This window comes from Leifsonia sp. McL0627 (assembly GCF_058244615.1).
On sequence record NZ_JBZCGM010000006.1, the window covers coordinates 148106 to 172914 of the forward strand.

General features: G+C 63.7%; 16 protein-coding genes, 1 tRNA gene, 3 rRNA genes and 1 pseudogene. 12 read left to right on the plus strand and 9 right to left on the minus strand.

The genetic code is table 11. The annotated features are described in order from the left end of the window. The first annotated feature begins 197 nt into the window (after nucleotides 1–197). The 5 genes from AC37TH_RS16750 to AC37TH_RS16770 all read left to right on the plus strand — a co-directional run bounded on the left by AC37TH_RS16750 (nucleotide 198) and on the right by AC37TH_RS16770 (nucleotide 6859). Entirely contained in the window at nucleotides 198–1625 is a 1428-nt protein-coding gene (locus tag AC37TH_RS16750) for a glycoside hydrolase 5 family protein (RefSeq protein ID WP_490765475.1), read from the plus strand. Between the two features lie 72 nt (nucleotides 1626–1697). Further along, nucleotides 1698–1771 (plus strand) — tRNA-Pro (locus AC37TH_RS16755). Between the two features lie 738 nt (nucleotides 1772–2509). Then, a complete protein-coding gene (locus AC37TH_RS16760; RefSeq protein WP_490765476.1) occupies nucleotides 2510–3598 on the plus strand; it encodes a hypothetical protein in 1089 nt (362 codons plus the stop codon). Nucleotides 3599–3637: 39 nt separating this feature from the next. Further along, entirely contained in the window at nucleotides 3638–3925 is a 288-nt protein-coding gene (locus tag AC37TH_RS16765) for a hypothetical protein (protein ID WP_490765477.1), read from the plus strand. Between the two features lie 360 nt (nucleotides 3926–4285). Next, nucleotides 4286–6859, plus strand: coding sequence for an AAA family ATPase (locus AC37TH_RS16770; RefSeq protein WP_490765478.1), 2574 nt, complete (start codon nucleotides 4286–4288; stop codon nucleotides 6857–6859). A 120-nt stretch (nucleotides 6860–6979) separates the two neighbouring features. On the opposite strand, the gene AC37TH_RS16775 is transcribed toward AC37TH_RS16770, so the two are convergent. Both AC37TH_RS16775 and AC37TH_RS16780 read right to left on the minus strand, forming a co-directional pair. Then, nucleotides 6980–7906, minus strand: a complete 927-nt coding sequence (locus AC37TH_RS16775; protein ID WP_490765479.1) for an aldo/keto reductase — start codon at nucleotides 7904–7906, stop codon at nucleotides 6980–6982. Between the two features lie 118 nt (nucleotides 7907–8024). Further along, entirely contained in the window at nucleotides 8025–8207 is a 183-nt protein-coding gene (locus AC37TH_RS16780; RefSeq protein WP_490765480.1) for a YegP family protein, read from the minus strand. A gap of 197 nt (nucleotides 8208–8404) precedes the next feature. Here AC37TH_RS16780 and AC37TH_RS16785 point away from each other — a divergent pair, with 197 nt between their 5' ends. Beyond that, a complete protein-coding gene (locus tag AC37TH_RS16785) occupies nucleotides 8405–8980 on the plus strand; it encodes a PadR family transcriptional regulator (protein ID WP_490765481.1) in 576 nt (191 codons plus the stop codon). A gap of 5 nt (nucleotides 8981–8985) precedes the next feature. Next, on the plus strand, nucleotides 8986–10752 hold the full coding sequence (locus AC37TH_RS16790; protein ID WP_490765482.1) for an ABC1 kinase family protein: 1767 nt from the start codon (nucleotides 8986–8988) through the stop codon (nucleotides 10750–10752). A gap of 78 nt (nucleotides 10753–10830) precedes the next feature. On the opposite strand, the gene AC37TH_RS16795 is transcribed toward AC37TH_RS16790, so the two are convergent. From AC37TH_RS16795 to AC37TH_RS16810, 4 genes are all read right to left on the minus strand, one after another. Beyond that, the gene (locus AC37TH_RS16795) at nucleotides 10831–11781 is read right to left on the minus strand and encodes a LysM peptidoglycan-binding domain-containing protein (RefSeq protein ID WP_490765484.1); all 951 of its coding nucleotides are present in this window, start codon (nucleotides 11779–11781) and stop codon (nucleotides 10831–10833) included. Between the two features lie 92 nt (nucleotides 11782–11873). Continuing rightward, a complete protein-coding gene (locus tag AC37TH_RS16800) occupies nucleotides 11874–12851 on the minus strand; it encodes a zinc-binding dehydrogenase (RefSeq protein WP_490766078.1) in 978 nt (325 codons plus the stop codon). Between the two features lie 17 nt (nucleotides 12852–12868). Then, entirely contained in the window at nucleotides 12869–13291 is a 423-nt protein-coding gene (locus AC37TH_RS16805) for an organic hydroperoxide resistance protein (RefSeq protein ID WP_490765485.1), read from the minus strand. A gap of 18 nt (nucleotides 13292–13309) precedes the next feature. Next, on the minus strand, nucleotides 13310–13762 hold the full coding sequence (locus tag AC37TH_RS16810; RefSeq protein ID WP_490765486.1) for a MarR family winged helix-turn-helix transcriptional regulator: 453 nt from the start codon (nucleotides 13760–13762) through the stop codon (nucleotides 13310–13312). A gap of 178 nt (nucleotides 13763–13940) precedes the next feature. Here AC37TH_RS16810 and AC37TH_RS16815 point away from each other — a divergent pair, with 178 nt between their 5' ends. After that, nucleotides 13941–14405 (plus strand): hypothetical protein, encoded by a 465-nt coding sequence (locus tag AC37TH_RS16815; protein WP_490765488.1) that lies wholly within the window; start codon nucleotides 13941–13943, stop codon nucleotides 14403–14405. A 3-nt stretch (nucleotides 14406–14408) separates the two neighbouring features. Here AC37TH_RS16815 and AC37TH_RS16820 read toward each other — a convergent pair whose 3' ends face one another. Together AC37TH_RS16820 and AC37TH_RS16825 are read right to left on the minus strand one after the other, a co-directional pair. Continuing rightward, a complete protein-coding gene (locus AC37TH_RS16820; protein WP_490765489.1) occupies nucleotides 14409–14978 on the minus strand; it encodes a mismatch-specific DNA-glycosylase in 570 nt (189 codons plus the stop codon). Beyond that, nucleotides 14975–15355: a DUF488 domain-containing protein gene (locus tag AC37TH_RS16825; RefSeq protein WP_490765490.1), complete on the minus strand. Its 381-nt coding sequence runs from the start codon at nucleotides 15353–15355 to the stop codon at nucleotides 14975–14977. Before AC37TH_RS16825 ends, AC37TH_RS16820 begins: the two co-directional genes overlap by 4 nt. 674 nt (nucleotides 15356–16029) lie before the next feature. Between AC37TH_RS16825 and AC37TH_RS16830 the strand changes: the two genes are divergently transcribed. The 3 genes from AC37TH_RS16830 (at nucleotide 16030) to rrf (ending at nucleotide 21373) form a co-directional block, all read left to right on the plus strand. After that, a 16S ribosomal RNA gene (locus tag AC37TH_RS16830) occupies nucleotides 16030–17553 on the plus strand. Nucleotides 17554–18009: 456 nt separating this feature from the next. Continuing rightward, nucleotides 18010–21119 (plus strand): 23S ribosomal RNA (locus AC37TH_RS16835). A gap of 137 nt (nucleotides 21120–21256) precedes the next feature. Further along, nucleotides 21257–21373 (plus strand): 5S ribosomal RNA (gene rrf, locus AC37TH_RS16840). Together the 16S, 23S and 5S rRNA genes form the textbook arrangement of a ribosomal RNA operon. Nucleotides 21374–21513: 140 nt before the next feature. Here rrf and AC37TH_RS16845 read toward each other — a convergent pair. Continuing rightward, a pseudogene (locus AC37TH_RS16845) lies at nucleotides 21514–23321 on the minus strand (DEAD/DEAH box helicase). 114 nt (nucleotides 23322–23435) lie between these two features. On the opposite strand from AC37TH_RS16845, the gene AC37TH_RS16850 reads away from it, so the two are divergent. Further along, entirely contained in the window at nucleotides 23436–24773 is a 1338-nt protein-coding gene (locus tag AC37TH_RS16850; protein WP_490765491.1) for an MFS transporter, read from the plus strand. Nucleotides 24774–24809 lie beyond the last annotated feature (36 nt).

A 24809-nucleotide genomic window follows, 5' to 3' on the forward strand; every position in this document is an offset into this window, starting at 1 on the left:
ATGTCCGGCGAGAACTGGGACCCAGCCTGGCGCGACGGCCGCGACCTCTACAGCGACATCTGGTTCGTCGGACGCCAAGCCTGGTACGTCCGCGAGCTGACCGCCCGCTTCGCCGAGCATCCGGCTGTCGCGGGCTGGCTGCTCACCAATGAGGTCCCGATCTACGGGGGAGAGGCGCCGCGCCCGATCGTGGACGCGTGGGCGTCGCTCCTGGTGGATGCGGTGCGCGCCGGGGAGGGACGCAGCCGGTCTCCGTCGGCGATGGAGCCTGGGGCATCGAGACCACCGGCCACGACAACGGCTTCTCCACCACCGACCTCGCCGCCTTCACCGACTTCGTCGGACCGCACGTCTACCGGATGGAGTCCGACCAGACCCGTCAGCACCTCAAGGCCGCATACATCGCCGAGCTCTGCCACATCGCCGGCCTCCCGGTGATCATGGAGGAGTTCGGCCTGACCAGCGACTTCGTCTCCCCATCCGGTGCTGCGTCGTACTACCGCCAGCTCCTCTACAACACGCTGCTGGCCGGGGCGACCGGTTGGATCGCCTGGAACAACACCGACTACGACGACCTGATCGCCCAGCGCCCCTACTCCCACCATCCCTTCGAGCTGCACTTCGGCATCACCGACTCGACCGGAGCCCCCAAGCCCCCGCTGCTGGAACTGGCCTCCTTCGCCGCCGACCTCGCCGCCATCGACGTCGCCTCCGTCACCCGCTCCCCAGTGGATGCGGCCATCGTCGTCCCCTCGCACCTCGCGGCCGACTACCCCTTCACCCAGGAGCCGGAGCGCGCCCTCATCGTGGCGACCGGCGAGCAGGCCTACGTCGCCGCCCACGAGGCGCACGTCCCCGTCGCCGTCGTGCGCGAGGCGGAAGACGGCGGCATCCCGTCCGGCTACGGCCTGTACCTGCTGCCGAGCGTGAAGCAGCTCTGCGGCCCCACCTGGAAGCAGCTGATCACTCTCGCCTCCGAGGGAGCGACCGTCTACGCCTCATACTGCGTCGGCGACATCGGCGTGCAGCGCGGCCCCTGGTGGGCATACACCGAGGAGCTGTTCGGCGTGCAGCGCGATTCGGCATACGGCCTCGTCTCCCCGGTGACCGACGACACGGTGACGGTGCGCTTCGTCGCCCCGTTCGGCACTCTTGAGCCCGGCACTGAGCTGACGTTCGCCGCAGCGGGCAACGCCCACTCCCGCTCCTTCCTCCCGGTGACCCCGACCACCGGAACTGTGATCGCCGTGGATGCGCACGACCGCCCGGTCATCGTCTCCCAGCCCCACGGAGCAGGCCACGCCATCCTCTCGACCTACCCGCTGGAGTACTTCGCCTCCGAACTCCCCGGCGTGAACCCCGAAGACACCTGGCGTCTCTACGACGCCCTCGCCGACGTCGCCGACGTCGAACGCGACGTCCGCCTCGACGACCCCCAGATCTTCACCGACACCCTCATCCACGCCGACGGCCGCCGCTTCGTCTTCTTCGTCTCCCAGCACCCCGACGAGGTCACGGTCACCCCACGCGTGGCCGGAACGCTGAACACCCTGTCCGGCGATCCCGCCGCGTCCGTGACGCTCCCCGCCTACGGTGTGGAGGTGCGCGAGCTGGTCTTCGAGTAGGTGGCGCTGGCACCCTGCGGGACACGCTAGTATGGACAAGTTGCTTTGGGGCTCCACCCTCAAAGCGACATTCGGGCTGTGGCGCAGCTTGGTAGCGCACTTGACTGGGGGTCAAGGGGTCGCAGGTTCAAATCCTGTCAGCCCGACCGGCAGGTCTTCGTGAAACTGTTCATGAAATCCACTCGAGAGAAAACCGCTCCGGAGATCCGGAGCGGTTTTCTCGTTTTCTAAGCGGAAGAGCAGACGCTCCGTCGATCGACTGCCAGTTTCAGTCGCTCAGGTTCGTGTTCTGTGCAGGTTCGCGCCGTCGTTACGGGTGGGTTGCGCCCTCTTGGACAGTAGTGAGGCGGCTGTGAGATCAGCGCCGCGAGGGCGGGCTGCTTGTCTTCAGGCGCCGCGACGAGGCTTTGCGTCAGGCGGCAGGGGCACGCCTTCTGGGTAGGTGTTGATGTCAGCGTGCGCAATCTGTCGTCCCGGGCTCGCGACTTCGTCGCCTTCGGCCGGGCGCCGCGGTGTGGAGATGGTCGCGTATGAAGGTGGCCACTTTGTCGAGGTGGAATGCGGTGATCACCATCGTCATCATTAGCTAGGCACCGGCGAGGCCGCGGACGCGGCGTCGATAGGAGCCCTCGAGGTCGTGCGTTACGCCGCGCGGTGTCGACGCGCTAGTCCGGATCGACATCAGTCCATCTGAGGTCGGCGATTCTCTAAAGTACGACCACAGTGGACTGCGAATGCGGCAGCGTACCTCTAGTACATGCAAGACGTTGTTCAGACGTGGGTCTGATGCATTTGATCGGCGGGTCGCCTCCAAACAAGTGTTGCTTGGCTGTCACGATTGGCTCATTCGCACGGACCGATGATCGTCGGGAAATGGAGAACGAGTGAGCCGCGCACGCAGCAAGCTGGCCCTCGGGCTTCAGGTCCTGTTGGGACTGGTTTTCGTCCTCGTCATCGTCGGACTCACCCTGCTCGCTGTCAACGCTTTCCCCTGGACGGTGACATGGGACCTCTGGACCGTCCTGACAGCGATCGGCACTGTAGGCGCGACCGTGGTCGCCACGGTTCTCGCTTTGCGTAGCTGGGAGCAAGAGAAGGACGCGACCGCGCGTTTCAGCTCAGCCTGGGTGACGGAAGAGTATCAATCGCGTGAGGACGGATCTGCGTACAAGCGACTAGTGCACCTGCACATCGCGAACGAGTCGAATGAACCGGTCTTCAATGCGATGGTCAACGTGCACATTGGGCGCGAGAGGACACCGCTCGGGCCGTTGGCTGCTCCGACACCGATCAGTGTGATTCCGCCCCGGCGGGAACTGACGTTCGACATTTCCGTACCGCTCCTCGCTCACTCGGATAGTTGGTACCCGAGAGCGACGCTCACATTCACCGACCCAAAAGGTCGACGCTGGCTTCGAGGACTCGACGGTGAACTGCGAGACGTCAGCACGCAACGGGTTCGTTGGTCCAAGGCGAGTAGGCCAGCCGACACAAAACAACTGGGCGCCCAGGAGAGCCTCTTCAACCCGATGTTCGTGGCGATGACCTTCCTTGGGGGCCTTCAGGACGGCGACACCAAGGTGGAGGACCTCTTCATTTTGCTCGCGCCCGAAGCTCCAGGCTGGGCAAATATCGACTGGGACAATATGCGAGCGGACTTGCTGAACTATCAGCCGACTTCAATGGTCGACTACCCTGCTCCGCGGATCGCGCGCGTAAAGTTATCTGGCGACAAGGCCCTTGAAGGGAAGCGAGTCGAGGGCAACGGAAAACCCCTCGAACTCGCCAACTACATTTTCCTTACCTTGACTCTGGACCCACATGTCGGATGGCGAATCTTCGGAGTCGGAGGAAACGTTCCACCTGACGCGATCTACTTCGGCGGAACGCTGTCCGAGGAGGTCACTCCATATGGAACAGTTGTTCCGCAAGCGGGGTTGTCGAATACGTCGGGTGTGTGCGATTCGCGGTAATAGCCTCATACTCGAAGGCATCCTGACGCTGGCGCGTCAGTGCGATGGCGCTCAACCTGCGCGCGTATCGGCTCGGGTGTTTTCGACTGGACCTACGGCACGCTTGCCAAGCAGCGTTCGATGGCTGGCTCCCGGCACGTTGAGCCTGGCTCCGATCTTCGCGCTGAGTCGTCGAGCCTGCTTACCCAAGTCATGAGCGATATGCGGGGCCGCGGCCAGGGGTTGTCGAGCTTGCTCGCCTTTCTCGAGGTGCGTGCACAGGACGGCCAAGACCTGATGCTCGGCATCGTGACGTTCGCCATTCAGGGCGACGGTGTTGGCCGTTAGCGAAGTACCACTGAGCTTCGGGATGCCTCGCTCGCGCCTGTCGCTGACCTCAATGCGCGGCACGGATCTCGCTGAGCGCACGCGGAGCCGACGCACGCTCTGAATCCCGTTCAGCCCGCGACGTCGGCTGTCGAGCGTGTCCTTGAAATGACTCTCGGCCGGATCCATCGTCCCGAACTGGGGTAAACCCTTTGTCCGGACGACCGGTATCGTTTGGATTCGAGGGACGCTCATTGCGGGATCTGCCACGTACGTATGGCTTCCTTTACTGAAAGCGGCCACGAAAAAATGACCGCGCGTGACCGACAAGCTTTGGGTGTCCTTTGAACGGTGTTCGGGATGGGTCCAGATAGGAGAGTAGTGACTCTTAGTGACGATCTAGCGGACTGGTTGGCGACGCGTCCGGATTGGCAGAAAGACGTTGCGGCGCGCTTCTGCCGCAGCGAGTCGTTGTCCGCTGAGGACGCATCCAACATTGCGGATCAACTGATTGCGGCAAGCTACCCCGTGGCCGCAAACATCGGGGTTGCCGACATTCCTGGCTCAACGACAGCGGGCGATCCCGTGAGCATGGTCAAGGTCACGGACGTTGAGGGTGTCAATGCGCTCGCCGGAGGCCAAACCCTCTCATTTGGTGCCGCCGGTCTTACCATCGTTTTCGGCAACAACGCCAGCGGGAAGTCTGGCTACGCTCGACTCATCCGTGAAGCCGTCACCGCTCGCGTCAAGACTGACCACCTCCTTGGTGACGTCTTCTCGGATGTTGACATCGCCCAGACGGCGAAAATCGTCTACCAGGTCGGTGCTGACGCAAAGAGCTGGAAGCTCGGTGAGACACAAACCGTCGAGTTGTCCCGGATCCGGTTCTACGACGAGGACTGCGGCGAGGCATATGTCACGGCGGCGTCGGAAGTCACCTACCGACCATCAGCACTTACGATTTTGGATCGACTATCCGATGCGTGCGAGACAGTTGCCGCTGAATTGAATCGCCGGCTTGGTGTCAACCAGACCGAGCGACCGCAGCTTCCCGTCCTCCATCCAGGAACTGCGGCCTCTGCGTTTCTGTCAGACATCTCGGCCACCACCTCTAAGGAGGCGATCGCGGAGGCTACCAATCTGGCTGAGGATCACGACGAGCAGCTTGTGAAGCAGTTAGCGGAGGAGGCGCGACTCAAGGGGAGTGACCCAAACAAGGAGAAGGAACGACTCGCGGCACTCGGACGCGACTGGTCGACGGTCGAGGTACACGCTAGGACGGTGGAAGACGCACTCGGTGATGAGGGGCAGCGCGCACTGAGAGATCTCCACCAGAAGACGATTCAGCTTCAGGAAGCTGCACGCATTGCATCAGCACGAACCTTCGACTCTGAGCCACTCTCCAGCGTCGGCTCGGAGACCTGGCGTTCGCTCTGGGAGGCTGCGCGCAAGTTTTCTCTGAGCGACGCGTACCATGAACACGCCTTCCCAGTCACGGACGGTGGCGCTGTTTGTGTGCTCTGCCAGCAGCCCTTGAGTGAGCAGGCCGCTGATCGACTCTCTCGCTTCGAGGCGTTCGTGGCAGACACAGCGTCACGTGACGCGGACGCGTTCGCCAAGGCACTCGCGATCTACAGAGCTAACTTCGCCGACCTTCAGACGCTTCCGGTCGCGGTCTCTGCTGCAATGAATCGACTGCAGGACGGTGGCGAGGCTGTCCAATCCGTGCTCGATTGGTTCGAAACCGGAACTCGCGCAGCTGCGGCGGCGGTTTCATGGCTGGATGGCAAAGAGGGCATAAGTCTTCTTGCGCTCACAGACCCGATCAGCGGTCGGGCGAACACGCGGGCACACGCACTGACGACGGAGGCGCGAGACATTGACGCGTCGACTTTTGCTCAAACGCTCAGCATGACGAGCAAGACGGTTGTCGAACTGCACGACGCAAAGACCCTCAGCGAGGCGAGAGCGGTCATCGAGGCCGAGGTGACACGGCTCACCCAGCGCAAAGTGATCGAAGACGTTCGTCGCCTCACCGCGACGAACGCGATTACGAACAAGCGCGGAGAACTGACCGAGACGTATGTGACCGCGGAGGTCCGGGATCATTTCACCCGAGAGACCGAGGGCTTGGACCTGCGCCGCGTCACCCTCAACCGAACCGGACGAGGTCGTAACTCCGCACTCGAACATCAGCCGAGGCTGCTCGGTTCGCGACGCAATGCAGATGTCGACCAGGTGCTTAGTGAAGGAGAGCAGACGGCGCTCGGCCTGGCGGGATTTCTTACCGAAGTCGAACTTGACGAGTCGCGCTCCAGCGTTGTCTTTGACGATCCTGTATCGTCCCTAGACGCGGAGCGGCGATCGAAAGTCGCTCGGCGCCTTGTCGAGCTGGCGAGCCAGCGACAGGTGATCGTATTCACGCACGAAATCACCTTCGTACACGCGTTGATCAAGGCGGCAAAGAGCAAGTCCGTCCCAGTAGCAATGCGGTCGATCCAACGCATGGGAGGGGCTCAGCCTGGTCTTGTCGTTGACCAGCTCCCCTGGGCCGCGAAGGACATCCCTGAACGCATCAACAAGCTTGAGGCAGACCTCGCCCAACTGAAGCGAGAGCGAGAGGGCCTGTCAGAGGACGACTACACGGAGCGGACGGCCCAGATCGCGGGACGACTGTCGGAGACCCTTGAGCGTGCGGTGAATCTGCATATCGTGAACGAACTCGTTGACCGTGGGACCAACGAGGTGCGCCCGACGATGCTTAAAATTCTTCCTCTTTTCACGCAGGAGGATCACGATGAGTTCCAGTCCACTTACGCGAAGACATCGAGCTGGGCAGCGCGACACGACAACGCGCCAGAAGAGAACTACGTCGCGCCGACTGTCGACGAACTTTGCGACGAAGTCTCTGGGCTCAAGGGATGGCACGCTCGGATCAAGCAGTACACGAGATGATGCCGAAGCCCCGGACCACGCGAATCTCGCGTGGTCCGGGGCTTTTTCTTTTGCCTGACGCTCTCGTTCGCCATCGTGCCCGTCGACGCGCGCGACAGCACACTACATCGCGGCGCTCATTCAACGCACAACGGCAGCGGCAGGATCCTTCGTTCCGCCCCGGCGATTGAGCGCCTCCAGGTCGCCTTCGCTCAGTCGCACCCTCGCCGCCGCCACGTTCTCCTCCAGATGCCCGATATCCCCGGTCCCAGGAATGGCCAGCACATTCGGCGCACGATGCAGCGACCACGCGAGTCTCACCTGCGCCGGCGAGAGTCCGAGGCGCCTGCCCACCAACTCGACCTCCGGGCTCTCACCTGCAATGGCCCCGCGCTCCCGCCCTTCCCCGGCGATCGCGAAGTACGGCACGAACGCGATCCCGAGCCGCGTGCACTCCGCGAGCAGTGCCTCCGATTCCGGTGTGGTGTTGCCGAGGCCGAATCGTGCCTGCACGCTGACGACCGGAGCGATCGTGCGCGCCTCCGCGAGTTGGTCCAGCGTCACGGTTGAAACGCCGAGCTCGCCGATCAGACCCTCCTCGCGCATCCCTGCCAGCGCTTCATAGTGTTCGCCGATCGACTTTTCCCCATAGACGCGGAGGGTGACGAGGTCGAGCCGGTCGAGGCCGAGCTGGCGCAGATTCTCTTCGACCTGGCCGCGCAACTGGTCGGGGGTGGCCCAGTCCAGCCAGTCGCCCGACGGCACCCGGCCCGGCCCGACCTTGGTGCCGATGACGAGTCCGGCACGGTAGGGGGCGAGCGCGGTGTTGATCAGTTCGTTCGCCGAGCGCAGTCGCGAGAAGTAGAACGACGCCGTGTCGATGTGGTTCACACCGAGTTCGATCGCGCGTTGCAGCACCGCGATCGACGAGGCGCGCGACCGAGGCTCGCCCAGGTCGAACGCCGCCGTGCCGGTGACGCGCATCGCGCCGAATCCGAGCCGGTTGACCGTGAATTGTCCGAGCTGCCAGGTTCCCGCCGCCGCCGCGGGCGCATCGTTCGTCGTCACCTCGGGATCGTATCGGCACGCCACGCCTCACGAGCCCACCGCCACCCAGCCCACAACGAAAGCCCCGGATGCACGCCGCCTTCCGCGCGCCTCCGGGGCCTCCCGATCGTGGTGCCGCCTACTCCGTCAGATCGACCACAGCCGCGCTCGGCGCGTTCGTCTGCACGGACTCGATCCCGTTCTTCGCTGAGGCCTTCGACTTGTAGCCTTCGGACACCGCGATGATCTCGCCGTTGCCTGCCTTCAGCCGGAAACGGTATTCGCCGTTGCTGGACTGGTAGATCTCAAACTTCCCGGCCATTGTTCGTCTCCTTCGTCGCCGCAGCGTCGGTGCTGTCAGACGAGCACACCCTATCGACGCCTGGGTGCCGCGTCGAGGCCCTATTTCCCGGTCAGCTGATCGACTCGTCCGGTCCAAACATCTCAACGTCACCCTCGCATCCCGAGCGCTAACGATATATCGTTGACTATCGTTACCGACCCGATTCGGAGGACATCATGAGTGCATCGTTCCCATCCGGAGGTTTCAACCCCGGCGCATCCGCGGACAATCTGTGGCAGACGCTCGAGCAGCTCCGCTCCGCGTTCGAGAAGCGCGTCACCACGCGCATGGGCCGCGGCGACGTCCGCGCCGCCGTGCTCGCTCTGCTCGCCGAGAAACCGATGCACGGATATCAGATCATCCGTGAGATCGAGGAGCGCAGCGGCGGCAGCTGGAAGCCGAGCGCCGGATCCGTCTATCCGACCCTGCAGCTTCTCGCCGACGAGGGACTCCTCACCGCCGAGGAGTCCAACGGCCGCAAGACCTACGCGCTCACCGAGGGTGGGCGAGCGGAGGCGGAGGCGGCAGGTCCGGCACCCTGGGAGTCCGAGGGCGCCGGCGACGGAGCGGGAAGTACCGGAGGCGGCGGCCCCGCAGGAATGATGGGCGGCCCCTTGCCCAAGGCCGGGTTCGACCTCGCGCAGGCAGCGGCCCAGGTGCGCCGCACCGGCACAAAGGAGCAGATCGACCAGGCGGTCGCCGTGCTGGATGAGGCTCGGCGCAAGCTGTACTCGATTCTCGCCCAGGACTGACGCGGGTGTCGTCGGTTCCTCCCGAACGCGCTGGCATCTCCGCGTCCAGCGCGGGCTCGACGCGTGCCCGCTACCGCCGCATCCTGCGGTTCGCCGGCTGGAATCTGGCCGTCACCTGGTGGTATGAACTCCTCCTGCCGCGCATCGGGCTGCAGTCCGTCGCGGACCGCACCCGGTCGAAGCGGATGCGGCGGTTCGCCCAGCGGTTCCACGTTCTCGCGGTCGAGCTCGGCGGCTTGATGATCAAGGTCGGCCAGTTCATGTCGTCCAGGCTCGACGTCCTCCCTCCGGAGATCACCACCGAGTTGCAGGGGTTGCAGGACGAAGTGCCGCCCGTTCCGTTCGCGGCGATCCGCGAGCTCGCGGAAGCCGAGTTGGGCATCCCGCTCACGCAGGCGTTTGCGGCGATCGACGAGGTGCCGGTCGCGGCCGCTTCGCTCGGCCAGGCGCACCGTGCACGGCTGTCCCCGATGGATGCGGCCGACACGGGCCTCGACGGCGTGGTGATCAAGGTCCAGCGCCCGGGCATCGGCGCGATCGTCGACGTCGACCTCGCCGCGCTGCGCAAGGTCGGCGGGTGGCTGAGCCGCGTGCGGCTCGTCTCCGACCGGGTGGACATGCCGGCGCTCGTCGAGGAGTTCGCGCTGACGAGCCTGGAGGAGATCGACTACCTGCACGAGGCGGCCAGCGCCGAGCGGTTCGCCGAGCAGTTCGCCGGCGACGCGCGGGTGGCTGTTCCCGAGGTCGTCTGGGAGCGGACGACCCGGCGCGTTCTCACGCTCGAAGACGTGACCGCGATCAAGATCACCGACGCGGCAGCACTGGATGCGGCGGGCATCGACCCGGCGAAGGTCGCCCCGGTCTTCGCCTCCGTCATGTTCGACCAGCTGTTCACGAACGGCTTCTTCCACGCCGACCCTCACCCCGGCAACATCTTCGTCACCCCGGTCGCGGGCACAGCGACAGTCGCCTTCGACTCCCCAGACTCTCCGGGCTCCGCAGACGACGCGACCTCCGCCCCTGCCTGGAAGCTGACCTTCATCGACTTCGGCATGATGGGCGAGGTCGGCGCCAGCACCCGCAGCGGCCTCCGCAAACTGCTGATCGCCGCCGCCTCCCGCGACGGCCGCGGCCTGGTGGATGCGATGCGCGACGTTGGCGTGCTGCTTCCGACCGCCGAAACCGGCGAGCTCGAGAAGGCGATGACGCACCTGTTCGCCCGGTTCGGCGGCATGGGGTTCGCCGAACTGCGCGAGGTGGATCCGCGCGAGTTCCGCGATTTCGCGGTGCAGTTCGGCGACGTGGTGCGTTCGCTGCCGTTCCAGTTGCCGGAGAACTTCCTGCTCATCATCCGTGCGATGTCGCTCACCTCAGGGGTGTGCAGCGCCCTCGACCCCGAGTTCAATCTCTGGGATTCCGTCGAACCGTATGCGGCGCAACTGCTCCGCGATGAACGCGGCAACGTCGTCCAGGATCTCGCGAAGCAGGCCGTCGAGATCGCCGGGATCGCGCTGCGACTGCCGAAACGGGTGGATGCACTCCTCGACCGCATCGACGACGGCTCGGTCGAGGTCCGTTCCCCGCGCCTGGAGCAGCGGGTGGCCGGGCTCGACCGCACGGCGCGACGGCTGATCTCCGCTGTCCTGTTCGCGGCGCTGCTGATCGGAGGGGCCGTCTTGCGCGCCCAGGATCAGGTCTTCGGCACCATCCTCATGGCCGTTTCCGTTCTCCCGCTGCTGCACGCCCTGTTCGCGGGGTGGCGTCGGCGTTGACCGCGCCAACGGACTGTCGGTTCGTCGGTCCGCGCCGTCGCGTCCCGGTCAAGCGCCGGGAAGCGCCGAGAACCGCCGTCACAGGCTGTCCGGGTCGAGGTTCAGCGTCGTCCCCGCGTACAGGAACTGATTGCCACCGTCGCCCGGAAGGTCCGGGTTCAGCCAGAGCACGTACTCGACCGGGATCTGGAAGCGCGCGGCCACATCCGACGGGTTGTCTCCCTGCGCGACCGCATACCGTTTCGGTGCACCGCTCGCGGTCGTCGCGGTGACTGACCCTCCGGCACCGGCTAGCGCGCCACTGTCGACCGGATGCACGTTCGACGGCCGCACAGGAACCGACCAGTGGATGCTGTTGACCGCCAGCACCTTGTCCGGCCCGAGCTCCACGGGCGTGCCGTCGGCGGAGGGCGCGGACGAGTACGTCACGAGCGTCCCCAGGTACGACGGCTGTCCGACGTTGCCGAGGAGGCTCGTCGACGGCGGAGCCTGCGCCGTGGTCGGTCCGCCGAGCTGGTGGTCTCCCACGCCGTGGTAGGTCAGGCCGTCTCCGACTTCGGGCGCGACGTCGATGAGCGTGACAGACACAGGGACAGGAACGGTCGAGGTGAACTTCGAGTACTCGGCGTTGTACGTGTTGTTGCCGTTCGCGACCATCCGATAGTGGAAGTGGATGCTCCCCTTCGGGGAGACGACATCGCCCTCGGCGACGACCGTACCCTGGGGGACGGGCGTCAGCGTCGCGGCAGGAACGGGGGGCGCGGACGGCGTGACCGTCGCGGAACCGACGGCTCCGGTGGCCGTGCCGCCCGGGGTTCTGCTCGGCGTGGGGGTGGCGTGCTTCGTCCGCGTCGGTGTCGCGACAGGCTCGGCGCCCGCGAAGAGTGCGCATCCGGCGAGCAGAGCAGGCACGATCACGGCGACGCCGAGCGCCGCCGCCATTCTCCTGCCGACAGTGCGGCCGATTCTCCGGCCGGCTCTCCGTCGTCCGCTCGCCTGCGCGCGGCCGTTCGTCCCCGTTTTCGTCATGCTTCCCCCTGTGTGGCTCCGTCGAGCCTAGCCGGAGGGGGAGCGGCGGCGACAGAGCGTCGCCGCCGCTTGCCGCCGCCGACCGCCAGGCGTCAGGCGCGGAGGAGTACCTTGCCGACGCGGCCCGCCGTGTCGCTCGCTGCCACGGCGGCCGCGATCTCGTCGAAGCCGAACGTGCCCGCGACAGGCAGTGTCAGAGTGCCGTCCGACACCCGGGCGATGAGCTCGGTGAACAGCTTCCCGCGCACGTCGGCCGGCATCTCGCGGCTGACGACGCTGCCCCAGAAGCCCTTCACGGTCGCCTGCTTGAAGATCACATCGCCCGACGCGAGTTCGAGGGTCGGCGACGCCATCGCGCCGAACACCACGAGCGTCCCGTTCACTGCAAGCGCCGACAGCACGTCGCCTGCCGACGACCCGCCGACCGAGTCGATGCCGACCGTGATCGGCGCCCCGCCGGTGATGGAGGCGAGTTCGTCGCGCCAGCCGTCGCCGTCGGTCGCGATGACCCGCTCGATCCCCTGGGTGCGGAGTTCGTCCACACCGGCCGCGCGACGCACGAGCCCGACCACGTTGATCCCGCGGGCGGCGCCGAGCTGGGCGACCATCCGCCCGACCGCGCCGTTCGCCGCGTTCTGCAGGAGCCAGTCGCCCTCCTTCAGGTCGAGGGAGTCGAGGAGGCTGAGCGCGCTGAACGGCATCGACACCAGCTGCGCGGCCGACGCGTCGGGCAGGGCGTCCGGCACGGGGATCAGCCCGGCTGCGTCGGCGACGAAATACTCTGCCCACACCCCGAACGTGCCACCGGTGACGACCCGCTGGCCGACAGCCAGCCGATCGACGCCGTCGCCGAGGGCATCCACGACGCCGACGGCCTCTGTCCCCGCCTGCGCCGGCAGGTCCGGCTTGAAGCCGTACGTGCCGCGCACCGTCCACAGGTCGTGGTTGTGGATGGGGGAGAGGAGCGTGCGAACCCGCACCTGTCCGGCGCCCGGCTGCGGGAGCGGCACCTCTTCGACGGCGAGCAGCTCGGCAGGGTCGCCGAATTCGTGGTGGATGAGTGCCTTCATGGTTTCCGTGCTCATGTTCAGTCCTCCGAGACCGTGATCGTGACGTCGATGTTCCCGCGCGTCGCATTCGAGTATGGGCACACCTGGTGGGCGGCGGTTGCGAGCCCCTGCGCCTGTTCAGCCTCGATGCCGGGGAGGACGACCTCTAGCAGCACGGAGAGCTGGTATCCGCCTTCGCCGTTCGGGCCGATCTGCACGCGGCCGCCGACCGACGAGTCGGTCAGCTTCACCTTCTGGCTGCGGGCCACGGCCTGCAGCGCGGAGTGGAAGCACGCGGCGTAGCCCGCGGCGAACAGCTGCTCGGGGTTGGTGCCTTCCCCGGAGCCCCCCATCTCCTTCGGGATGGCGAGGTCGAGCGCGAACGAGTCGTCGCTGGTGGCGACGCGGCCGTCGCGACCGGCCCCCGTTGCGAGAGCTTCTGCGGTGTAGAGGACGTTCATCTGTGCCTTTCGGTTCGTTCAGTGCTGCTCGACCTGGCGCTGCGCGCTCACGGCGTGCATCGTCTCGGTGAGCTGGTGGAGTGTGTCGATGAGTGCGGCCGCCGACTGCTCGTCCGGCAGTCCGGTGCCTGCGGCGATCCTGGCCGGGATGTGCGACAGGTCGGGGCGCAGTTCGCGTCCGCGGTCGCCGATCGTGACGGTGACGACGCGTTCGTCGGCGTGCCGGCGCTCGCGGGACACGAGTCCGGCCTTCTCCATCCGGCGCAGCAGAGGCGACAGCGTTCCCGAGTCGAGCTGCAGGTGGTCGCCGAGCGAGGTGACCGTCTGGTCGCCCTCGATCCACAGAGTCACCAGCACCAGATACTGCGGGTAGGTGAGGCCCCACGGTTCGAGCAGGGATCGGTAGGCCTGGGTCGTCGCACGGGTGGCGGCGTAGAGCGAGAAGCACACCATCTCATCGGTCACGGGCATGACAATCATGCTTGCACGCAATTGAGTTGTGCACAATCTATCTCAGGGGAGCCTCAGGAACGCCCGGGCGTGTCGCCCGAACTGGGGTACAAACACGTGTCCTCCATTTGACCCACAGACGGCACATTCTGGCTAGGCTCTGACCGAAACGCAGTCACGTCAACCCGAAGGACACGCTGTGAACCCGAACGCCATTTCCTACAACCGCGCCCACGACGACGCCCGACGGCAGCTCCGACGCCACGAACGCGATCTGCAGTGGGCCAAAGACCGCCGACGCCAGCAGGAGCGTGAGCTCGCAGAGGCCCGCGCTCTGCTCGCCGCCAACTGGCCGGCACTCATCTGGACCCAGCTGGTCGTCGCCGGCGTTCTGCTCGTCGCCGTCGCCGCGATGGTGTGGGGCGTGCTCAACTCCGGCCTCCTCGCCGGCGCCGGAATCGTGGCCGCGATTGGCGGCGCGATCGTCGCCGTGATCGTGCTCGCGGGGCTGGCCACCTCGCTGGGCAAGCTGCACGCTCGTCGCGACGCAGCGCGACGGCTGGTCCAGGTGCGGGATGCGCGCCTCGCGCACACGCAGTTCCACATCGAGGAGAGCCTGGGCTCCTTCATCGATGGCCACCAGGTCGCACGCGCCACGCGCTAGCAGCTAGTCCACCTCGATCCCCGCGGCCACCGCGACCTCACGGTATGCGGTGGCCAGCTGGGCGAGTGAATAGTGCGCGTTCAGCCCGCTCGGGCTCGGCACCACCCAGACAGTGGATGCGCCGAGCGTCCTGTCCTGTCGGCCAGGCACCGCGTGCGGTTCAGCGAAAGCAATCCGGTATGCGGTCACGCCGAGCAGCGCGATCACCCGCGGCCGGTATCGCTCGGCGGTCTGCTCGAGTCGCGTCCGGCCGGAGATGAGTTGCGCGTCGGTGAGCTCGGACGCCTTCGCTGTCGCGTAGTTCACGAGAGTGGTCAGCCCGACGCGACGCTCGGCGAGCTGGCCGAGGTCGCGGCTGCTGAAGCCGGCGGACGAGTCGATGACGTGGTCGGTGATCCCGGCCAGGTGCAGCGCTGGGAAGAAGCGGTTCCCGCGGTTCGCGAAGCTCGCCTGCATGGCGGCGCTCCGGAGTCCGGGATTGATGCCGGCGAAGACGAGGTCGACACCCTCGCTGAGGATGTCCGGCAGCGACGCTCCTCGATACGACTCCAGTTCGGCTCGCGTGAACCTCACCGGTCTGCCTCCCGCCGCTCGCGGATCAGCCGTGCGAGCACGGCGGCCTCGCTGATACCGGGATCCTTGGTCGCGGTGAGCAGGGTGAGTGTTCCCGCCTCGGCGATCTCGCACAGTCTCTGCAGCGCCGCGGACTGTTCCGGGCCGTCGAGCTCTGCGGTGTATCGCGCCTCGAACTCGGGGAAGCGATCGGGGATGTGCCCGTACCAGACGCGCAGGTCGGCCGACGGGGCGACCGCCTTGCACCACTCGTCGAGGTGCGCCCGCTCCTTGCTGACGCCGCGCGGCCACAAACGGTCGACGAGCACCCGAGTCTCGTCCGTCTCGCTCGGCCCTTCATAGATGCGACGAACTTGCACGCCGGGTTCTGCTGACATGGCTCGCTCCCTCCTGCACGACCGATCAGGATGCGCCGATCGCCGTGCCTCCACTGAACAGCATCCGCCCCTCTCGGAGAAGAGCCAGGAGCCGCGAAATGCGCCCGATCAGGCTGTTCATCCGGGCGGAATCCCCGGCGATCTTTGCGACGCGCCCGGGATGCGGGCGTGATTTGCGGGCCTTCGGGGTAGTGCGTAAAGTAATCACTTGTCACCCCAAAGGTGCGGGAGAGCGGAACTGCTCCCCGGCCTCAAGCGGGACCACATCCTAGGTTTTCCCAGCGGGTCAACCGAGGGTGGTTATCCTCCACTAGCTGAGCTGATCGTCATGCTCGGTCGAGTGATCGGATGTCTATCTCAGACATCCTGATCGCGGTCGGCCGATTTGACAAGATCGCTTCACGTGGTAGGTTAGACAGGTTGCCCCATTTTGACCGTGTGATGCGGGATGGTGGGTGCGTCCGATCCTTGAGAACTCAACAGCGTGCACATTGTCAAATGCCAAATAACCTCGTACCTGACTTCGGTTGGGTAAGAGATTCCTTTGGATTAGATACAGAATGTCAGTAGATATTCGAAACTAGTCAGATCAACTCGCGGGGAGAACAGGCCTATTCCGGTCCGCTTCTCGCACAATGTTTCCCGAGTCGTTTTGCGGCTCGTGGAGCTAAACGTTAATGGAGAGTTTGATCCTGGCTCAGGACGAACGCTGGCGGCGTGCTTAACACATGCAAGTCGAACGATGATCCTGGAGCTTGCTCTGGGGGATTAGTGGCGAACGGGTGAGTAACACGTGAGTAACCTGCCCTTGACTCTGGGATAACCTCCGGAAACGGAAGCTAATACCGGATATGACGCACGGAGGCATCTCCTGTGCGTGGAAAGAATTTCGGTCAAGGATGGACTCGCGGCCTATCAGGTAGTTGGTGAGGTAATGGCTCACCAAGCCTACGACGGGTAGCCGGCCTGAGAGGGTGACCGGCCACACTGGGACTGAGACACGGCCCAGACTCCTACGGGAGGCAGCAGTGGGGAATATTGCACAATGGGCGAAAGCCTGATGCAGCAACGCCGCGTGAGGGACGACGGCCTTCGGGTTGTAAACCTCTTTTAGTAGGGAAGAAGCGAAAGTGACGGTACCTGCAGAAAAAGCACCGGCTAACTACGTGCCAGCAGCCGCGGTAATACGTAGGGTGCAAGCGTTGTCCGGAATTATTGGGCGTAAAGAGCTCGTAGGCGGTTTGTCGCGTCTGCTGTGAAATCCCGAGGCTCAACCTCGGGTCTGCAGTGGGTACGGGCAGACTAGAGTGCGGTAGGGGAGAATGGAATTCCTGGTGTAGCGGTGGAATGCGCAGATATCAGGAGGAACACCGATGGCGAAGGCAGTTCTCTGGGCCGTAACTGACGCTGAGGAGCGAAAGCGTGGGGAGCGAACAGGATTAGATACCCTGGTAGTCCACGCCGTAAACGTTGGGCGCTAGATGTGGGGACCATTCCACGGTTTCCGTGTCGCAGCTAACGCATTAAGCGCCCCGCCTGGGGAGTACGGCCGCAAGGCTAAAACTCAAAGGAATTGACGGGGGCCCGCACAAGCGGCGGAGCATGCGGATTAATTCGATGCAACGCGAAGAACCTTACCAAGGCTTGACATATACGAGAACGGGCCAGAAATGGTCAACTCTTTGGACACTCGTAAACAGGTGGTGCATGGTTGTCGTCAGCTCGTGTCGTGAGATGTTGGGTTAAGTCCCGCAACGAGCGCAACCCTCGTTCTATGTTGCCAGCACGGAATGGTGGGAACTCATAGGAGACTGCCGGGGTCAACTCGGAGGAAGGTGGGGATGACGTCAAATCATCATGCCCCTTATGTCTTGGGCTTCACGCATGCTACAATGGCCGGTACAAAGGGCTGCAATACCGTAAGGTGGAGCGAATCCCAAAAAGCCGGTCTCAGTTCGGATTGAGGTCTGCAACTCGACCTCATGAAGTCGGAGTCGCTAGTAATCGCAGATCAGCAACGCTGCGGTGAATACGTTCCCGGGCCTTGTACACACCGCCCGTCAAGTCATGAAAGTCGGTAACACCCGAAGCCGGTGGCCTAACCCTTGTGGGAGGAGCCGTCGAAGGTGGGATCGGTGATTAGGACTAAGTCGTAACAAGGTAGCCGTACCGGAAGGTGCGGCTGGATCACCTCCTTTCTAAGGAGCATCTGGCATCCCGGTGTTGAAAGACGCTGGTGGTGTCCAGGCGCCAGATCGAGACGTTCGTTCTCGCTGGTAGCTCATGGGTGGAACATTGACAATGGTGTGGGACTGGTTGGTCCTGGACTCAGTACGCTCCTTCGGGGGTTGGAACGGGCTAGGGCAGGGATGTTCTGCACATGCACGCTGTTGGGTCCTGAGGGACCGGGCCTCGTCCGAATGGGCGGGAAACGAACCTCTGGACCTTTTCTTGTTGGCCATAACTGGGCCGGCGGAGAAGGTACCGCCCGTACTTTGAGAACTACACAGTGGACGCGAGCATCTTAGATTCGAGACTTTCGAGTCTCGGATCACAAAGGATTTTAGGAACACCTTTCGGGGGTTCCCACTAATCATTGGTCAATCTTGTGCCGGATTTATTCGGTGCAACGATCGATTCTAAAACTCATGTGATTTCAAGTTTCTAAGAGCAAACGGTGGATGCCTTGGCATCTGGAGCCGAAGAAGGACGTAGTAATCTGCGATAAGCCTCGGGGAGTTGATAAACGAACTTTGATCCGAGGATTTCCGAATGGGGAAACCCCGCTGGGCCCTTTGGGTGACCCAGTGACTCCCGCCTGAATATATAGGGCGGGTAGAGGGAACGTGGGGAAGTGAAACATCTCAGTACCCACAGGAAGAGAAAGCAAAAGCGATTCCGTTAGTAGTGGCGAGCGAAACCGGATCAGGCTAAACCGATCATGTGTGATAGCCGGCAGGCGTTGCATGGTCGGGGTTGTGGGACTTTTCTGCTGCTTCTGCCGAACAGTGAACGTTACAGATGAATATAGGCGAATGGTTTTGAAAGGCCAGTCATAGAGGGTGCCAACCCCGTAGCCGAAATGTTCTGATGGCGTGAAGAGTATCCCAAGTAGCACGGGGCCCGAGAAATCCCGTGTGAATCTGTCAGGACCACCTGATAAGCCTAAATACTCCCAGATGACCGATAGCGGACAAGTACCGTGAGGGAAAGGTGAAAAGTACCCCGGGAGGGGAGTGAAATAGTACCTGAAACCGTTTGCTTACAAACCGTTGGAGCCTCCTTGTAGGGGTGACAGCGTGCCTTTTGAAGAATGAGCCTGCGAGTTAGCGATATGTGGCGAGGTTAACCCGTGAGGGGTAGCCGTAGCGAAAGCGAGTCTGAATAGGGCGATTCAGTCGCATGTCCTAGACCCGAAGCGAAGTGATCTATCCATGGCCAGGTTGAAGCGACGGTAAGACGTCGTGGAGGACCGAACCCACTTCAGTTGAAAATGGAGGGGATGAGCTGTGGATAGGGGTGAAAGGCCAATCAAACTTCGTGATAGCTGGTTCTCTCCGAAATGCATTTAGGTGCAGCGTTGCGTGTTTCTTGCCGGAGGTAGAGCTACTGGATGGCCGATGGGCCCTAAAAGGTTACTGACGTCAGCCAAACTCCGAATGCCGGTAAGTGAGAGCGCAGCAGTGAGACGGTGGGGGATAAGCTTCATCGTCGAGAGGGAAACAACCCAGACCACCAACTAAGGTCCCTAAGCGCGTGCTAAGTGGGAAAGGATGTGGAGTTGCACAGACAACCAGGAGGTTGGCTTAGAAGCAGCCACCCTTGAAAGAGTGCGTAATAGCTCACTGGTCAAGTGATTCCGCGCCGACAATGTAACGGGGCTCAAGCACGCCACCGAAGTTGTGGCATTGACATTAGTGGTAGGCCTTCGTGGTCCAGCCGTGTTGATGGGTAGGAGAGCGTCGTGTGGCGAGTGAAGCGGCGGTGTGAACCAGCCGTGGACGCTACACGAGTGAGAATGCAGGCATGAGTAGCGAAAGACGGGTGAGAAACCCGTCCTCCGAAAGACCAAGGGTTCCAGGGCCAGGCTAATCCGCCCTGGGTAAGTCGGGACCTAAGGCGAGGCCGACAGGCGTAGTCGATGGACAACGGGTTGATATTCCCGTACCGGCGAAGAACCGCCCAAACTAATCCAGTAATGCTAAGTGTCTGAATCCCCGTGATCGAGGCCTTCGGGCTGAGACGTGTGGGCCTAGCACACGACCCTATGCTGGTGCGGTTAGCGTATTAACAGGTGTGACGCAGGAAGGTAGCCGAGCCGGGCGATGGTTGTCCCGGTCTAAGTGTGTAACCCGAGAGATAGGCAAATCCGTCTCTCATTCAGGGCCAGGCACGATGGTCGTTAAGTGACGAAATCGGTGATCCTATGCTGCCAAGAAAAGCATCGACGCGAGGTTCCAGCCGCCCGTACCCCAAACCGACTCAGGTGGTCAGGTAGAGAATACTAAGGAGATCGAGAGAATGGTGATGGAACTCGGCAAAATGCCCCCGTAACTTCGGGAGAAGGGGGGCCTGAGGCGTGAACGGACTTGCTCCGGGAGCGTTTGACGGCCGCAGAGACCAGTGGGAAGCGACTGTTTACTAAAAACACAGGTCCGTGCTAAGTCGCAAGACGATGTATACGGACTGACGCCTGCCCGGTGCTGGAAGGTTAAGGGAACGGTTAGCCGTAAGGCGAAGCTGGAATTTTAAGCCCCAGTAAACGGCGGTGGTAACTATAACCATCCTAAGGTAGCGAAATTCCTTGTCGGGTAAGTTCCGACCTGCACGAATGGCGTAACGACTTCCCAGCTGTCTCAACCGCGAACTCGGCGAAATTGCACTACGAGTAAAGATGCTCGTTACGCGCAGCAGGACGGAAAGACCCCGTGACCTTTACTACAGCTTGGTATTGATGTTCGGTGTGGCTTGTGTAGGATAGGTGGGAGACTGTGAAGCGGGCACGCTAGTGTTCGTGGAGTCATTGTTGAAATACCACTCTGGTCACTCTGGATATCTAACTTCGAACCGTAATCCGGTTCAGGGACAGTGCCTGGTGGGTAGTTTTTAACTGGGGCGGTTGCCTCCAAAAAGTAACGGAGGCGCCCAAAGGTTCCCTCAACCTGGTTGGCAATCAGGTGTCGAGTGTAAGTGCACAAGGGAGCTTGACTGTGAGACTGACAAGTCGAGCAGGGACGAAAGTCGGGACTAGTGATCCGGCAGTGGCTTGTGGAAGCGCTGTCGCTCAACGGATAAAAGGTACCTCGGGGATAACAGGCTGATCTTGCCCAAGAGTCCATATCGACGGCATGGTTTGGCACCTCGATGTCGGCTCGTCGCATCCTGGGGCTGGAGTAGGTCCCAAGGGTTGGGCTGTTCGCCCTTAAAGCGGTACGCGAGCTGGGTTTAGAACGTCGTGAGACAGTTCGGTCCCTATCCGCTGCGCGCGTAGGAAATTTGAAAGGATCTGACCCTAGTACGAGAGGACCGGGTTGGACGAACCTCTGGTGTGTCAGTTGTTCCGCCAGGAGCACCGCTGATTAGCTACGTTCGGGATGGATAACCGCTGAAAGCATCTAAGCGGGAAGCCGGCCTTGAGATGAGATTTCCATGCCTTCGGGCGAGAGGCTCCCAGCTAGACTACTGGGTTGATAGGCCGGATGTGGAAGTGGGGACTAAAGACCCACGGAGCTGACCGGTACTAATAAGCCGATAACTTGATAATCATTACTCACACACATGTTGTAAGGCTGGTGTGTGGGGCCATGAGATTGCTTGCGTCCACTATGTGGTTCTCGATGTACGGTCGAGAACCGAACCAATCAGCTGATTGGTCCGTTCACTTTGATACATCAATAGTGTTTCGGCGGCCATAGCGAGAGGGAAACGCCCGGTCACATTCCGAACCCGGAAGCTAAGACTCTCTGCGCCGATGGTACTGCAGGGGGGACCCTGTGGGAGAGTAGGACACCGCCGGACTCCTTTTAGAAAGAGCCACCCATTGTTGGGTGGCTCTTTCGTTTTAAGCGATTGTCGCCCAGGCGGCCGTTCATATATGCCGCCGAAGACATGAAGAAAGGGCCACCCGGTTTCGGGTGGCCCTTTTCTGCGTTCAGGGGCTACTTGTGGCGCGGCTTGCGGGCGGGACGGTCATCGTCGCGGGGAGCGCGGTCGTCGCGGTGGACGGTGCCGCCACGGCGGTCGGGTCGCAGCTCGATCAGCTTGCCGCCGATGCGTGTGCTCTCCAGCCGCTGCAAAACATCGCCAGGAAGGTCGGCGGGCAGTTCCACCAGCGAGAACGCGGGCAGGATCTGAATGGCGCCGAAGTCCTCGCGGCTCAGGCCGCCCTCATTGGCCAGTGCGCCGACGATCTGACGCGGCTCCACCTTCTGCCGGCGGCCGACCTCGAGGCGATACGACGCCATCGGCTTGCCGCTCGGGCGGCTGCGGCGCTCCGGACGCTGGGGCGTCCGCCCCTGTCGCCGCGGGAGTCGCGCGAATCGCGTCCGTCGCGGGTTCCCCTGTCACGGGAGTGATCGTCGCGCTCCACGCGGCGGGCCAGCTCGTCCTGAGGGGAGAGGAGCAGCGGCTCCTCGCCCTGGGCGACCACGGCGAGGGCTGCGGCGACATCGGCCTCCGGCACGTCGTGGTGTTCGACGTAGTGGGTGATGATGTCGCGGAAACGCGCGATGCGATCCTCCTGGCCCAGCGCCTCCGTGATCGCGTCGTCGAATCGCGCCAGGCGGGTGACATTGACGTCGTCGACCGTCGGCAGCTGCATCTGGGTCAGCGGCTGGCGGGTGGCCTTCTCGATGGCGGTCAGCAGCCGGCGCTCACGCGGAGTGACGAAGCTGATCGCTGCACCGCTGCGGCCGGCCCGGCCGGTGCGGCCGATACGGTGCACGTACGACTCGGTGTCGATGGGGATGTCGAAGTTGACGACGTGGCTGATGCGCTCGACGTCGAGACCGCGCGCGGCCACATCGGTGGCGACCAGGATGTCCAGCTTGCCGGACTTCAACTGGTCGACGGTGCGCTCACGCTGCGCCTGAGCGACGTCGCCGTTGATGGCGGCCGCGGAGTATCCGCGGGCCCGCAGCTTCTCTGCGAGCGTCTCCGTCTCGTTCTTGGTGCGGACGAAGACGATCATGCCCTCGAAGTTCTCCACCTCGAGGATGCGGGTGAGCGCATCCACCTTCTGCGGGTAGGAGACCATCAGGTAGCGCTGCGTGGTGTTCGCGGAGGTCGTGGTCTTGTTCTTGACCGTGATCTCTTCCGGGTCGTGGAGGTACTTCTTGGAGATCCGGCGGATCTGGGCGGGCATGGTCGCGGAGAAGAGTGCGACCTGCTTGTCGTCCGGGGTGTCGGCGAGGATCGTCTCGACGTCCTCGGCGAATCCCATCTTGAGCATCTCGTCCGCCTCGTCGAGCACGAGGTACTTGAGCTCGGAGAGGTCGAGGGTGCCCTTGGCCAGGTGGTCCATGATGCGGCCGGGGGTGCCGACGACGACGTGGACGCCACGGCGGAGCGCCGACAACTGGATGCCGTAGCCCTGGCCGCCATAGATCGGCAGCACGTGAACGCCGCGCAGGTGGGCGGCGTACTTCTCGAACGCTTCGCACACCTGCAGCGCGAGTTCGCGCGTCGGAGCGAGCACGAGGGCTTGCGGGGTCTTCTGGGAGACGTCGAGGCGCGACAGGATGGGCAGCGCGAACGCTGCCGTCTTGCCTGTTCCTGTCTGCGCGAGGCCGACGACATCGCGGCCGTCGAGGAGGAGTGGGATGGTCGCGGCCTGGATCGCGGACGGGGTCTCGTAACCCACGTCCTTGAGTGCCTTCAGCACAGCCCCGTCGAGTCCCAGCTCAGAGAAAGTCGTCGCGTCGCGGGCAGTGTCTGCCTCGTCCTGCGTGGTTTCCGGTGCTGTCATGCTTCAACGGTAGTCCTCAGAAGGGTCCGTTGCTCGCTGAGACCTGGCCATGTGGGCCGCAGAGGTCGAAGATGGCTGTGTGAACACCCCGGATGCACGGAGCAGGCGCCGGCCATGAACCCGGCGTCGAGGCGCGTCCAGCGGATCTATCTGACCCTGCTGCTCGGCAACACGCTGGCCGCGTCGTTCATCTGGGGCATCAACACACTGTTCCTGCTCGACGCCGGACTCAGCAACTTCGAGGCGTTCGCTGCGAACGCATTCTTCACAGCGGGCATGGTGATCTTCGAGATCCCGACCGGCGTCGTGGCGGACACGGTGGGACGGAAGGCGTCGTACCTGCTCGGCACGGTCACCCTGGCGGTGACGACGGCGCTGTACTGGATGCTCTGGGTGTGGCACGCGCCGTTCGTCTGGTGGGCGCTGGTGTCCGTGCTGCTCGGGCTCGGGTTCACGTTCTTCTCCGGGGCGGTCGACGCCTGGCTGGTCGATGCGCTCGCCTCCACCGGATACGCCGGAAGCCTGGAGGCGGTGTTCGGGCGGGGGCTCGTCGTCACGGGCATCGCGATGTTCGCCGGTTCGGTGCTCGGCGGCGTGATCGCGCAGGCGACGAACCTCGGCGTGCCTTTCCTGCTGCGGGCCGGCGTGCTCGTCGTCATGTTCGTGTTCGCGTTCGTCGTGATGAAGGACCTCGGGTTCACCCCGGACAAGTCGATGGGGCCGCTGAAGGCGACGAAGAACGTGCTCACGCAGTCGATCGACCACGGGTTGCGGAAGCGCTCGGTGCGGTACGTGATCCTGTCCGCGCCGTTCGCATCCGGTGTCGGCATCTACGCGTTCTATGCACTGCAGCCATACCTGCTCCAGCTCTACGGCGACCCGACCGCGTACTCGATCGCGGGGCTCGCCGCCGCGATCCTCTCCCTGGCGCAGGTGGCGGGCGGCGTGCTCGCGTCGCGCATCCGGGGGCTGTTCGCACGGAGGACCAGCACCGTCATCGGTGCCTCGCTCGCCAGCATCGTCGTGCTGGTGCTGCTGGGACTCACGAACGTGTTCTGGCTGGCGGTCGTGCTCCTCGTGGTGTGGGGGTTCGTGTTCGCGGTGGCCGGGCCGGTGCGGCAGGCATACCTGAACGACATGATCCCGTCGAAGCAGCGTGCGACCGTGCTCTCGTTCGACTCGCTGTTCGGGAGCCTGGGCGGGGTGTTCATCCAGCCGGCGCTCGGCCGGGCGGCGGACCTGTGGGGATACGGGACGTCGCTGGTGATCGGCGGAGCGGTGGAGCTGATCGGCATTCCCATCCTGTACCTCAGCAGACGCCAGCGCGATCCGGCCGACACGACCACGGTGCGTGGCGCGGGGGATGTGGTCACGCCCGAGGAGGTGGTAGCGCCGGAGGACGTAGTCGGCCCCGACGATGGGACGGGGCAGAGCGGGGCGCCGCGTGGATGACGGCGGTGCGCGAGCGGACGCGCCGGATGGGGGAGA

What these genes read in the sequence shown, in the direction of transcription:
- AC37TH_RS16780 (WP_490765480.1), bottom strand. Translation starts at nt 8,207, where the DNA reads ATGGCCGGGAAGTTTGAGATCTACCAGTCCAGCAACGGCGAATACCGT.
- AC37TH_RS16785 (WP_490765481.1), top strand. Translation starts at nt 8,405, where the DNA reads ATGAGTGCATCGTTCCCATCCGGAGGTTTCAACCCCGGCGCATCCGCG.
- AC37TH_RS16795 (WP_490765484.1), bottom strand. Translation starts at nt 11,781, where the DNA reads ATGACGAAAACGGGGACGAACGGCCGCGCGCAGGCGAGCGGACGACGG.
- AC37TH_RS16800 (WP_490766078.1), bottom strand. Translation starts at nt 12,851, where the DNA reads ATGAAGGCACTCATCCACCACGAATTCGGCGACCCTGCCGAGCTGCTC.
- AC37TH_RS16805 (WP_490765485.1), bottom strand. Translation starts at nt 13,291, where the DNA reads ATGAACGTCCTCTACACCGCAGAAGCTCTCGCAACGGGGGCCGGTCGC.
- AC37TH_RS16810 (WP_490765486.1), bottom strand. Translation starts at nt 13,762, where the DNA reads ATGCCCGTGACCGATGAGATGGTGTGCTTCTCGCTCTACGCCGCCACC.
- AC37TH_RS16825 (WP_490765490.1), bottom strand. Translation starts at nt 15,355, where the DNA reads ATGTCAGCAGAACCCGGCGTGCAAGTTCGTCGCATCTATGAAGGGCCG.
- AC37TH_RS16850 (WP_490765491.1), top strand. Translation starts at nt 23,436, where the DNA reads ATGAACCCGGCGTCGAGGCGCGTCCAGCGGATCTATCTGACCCTGCTG.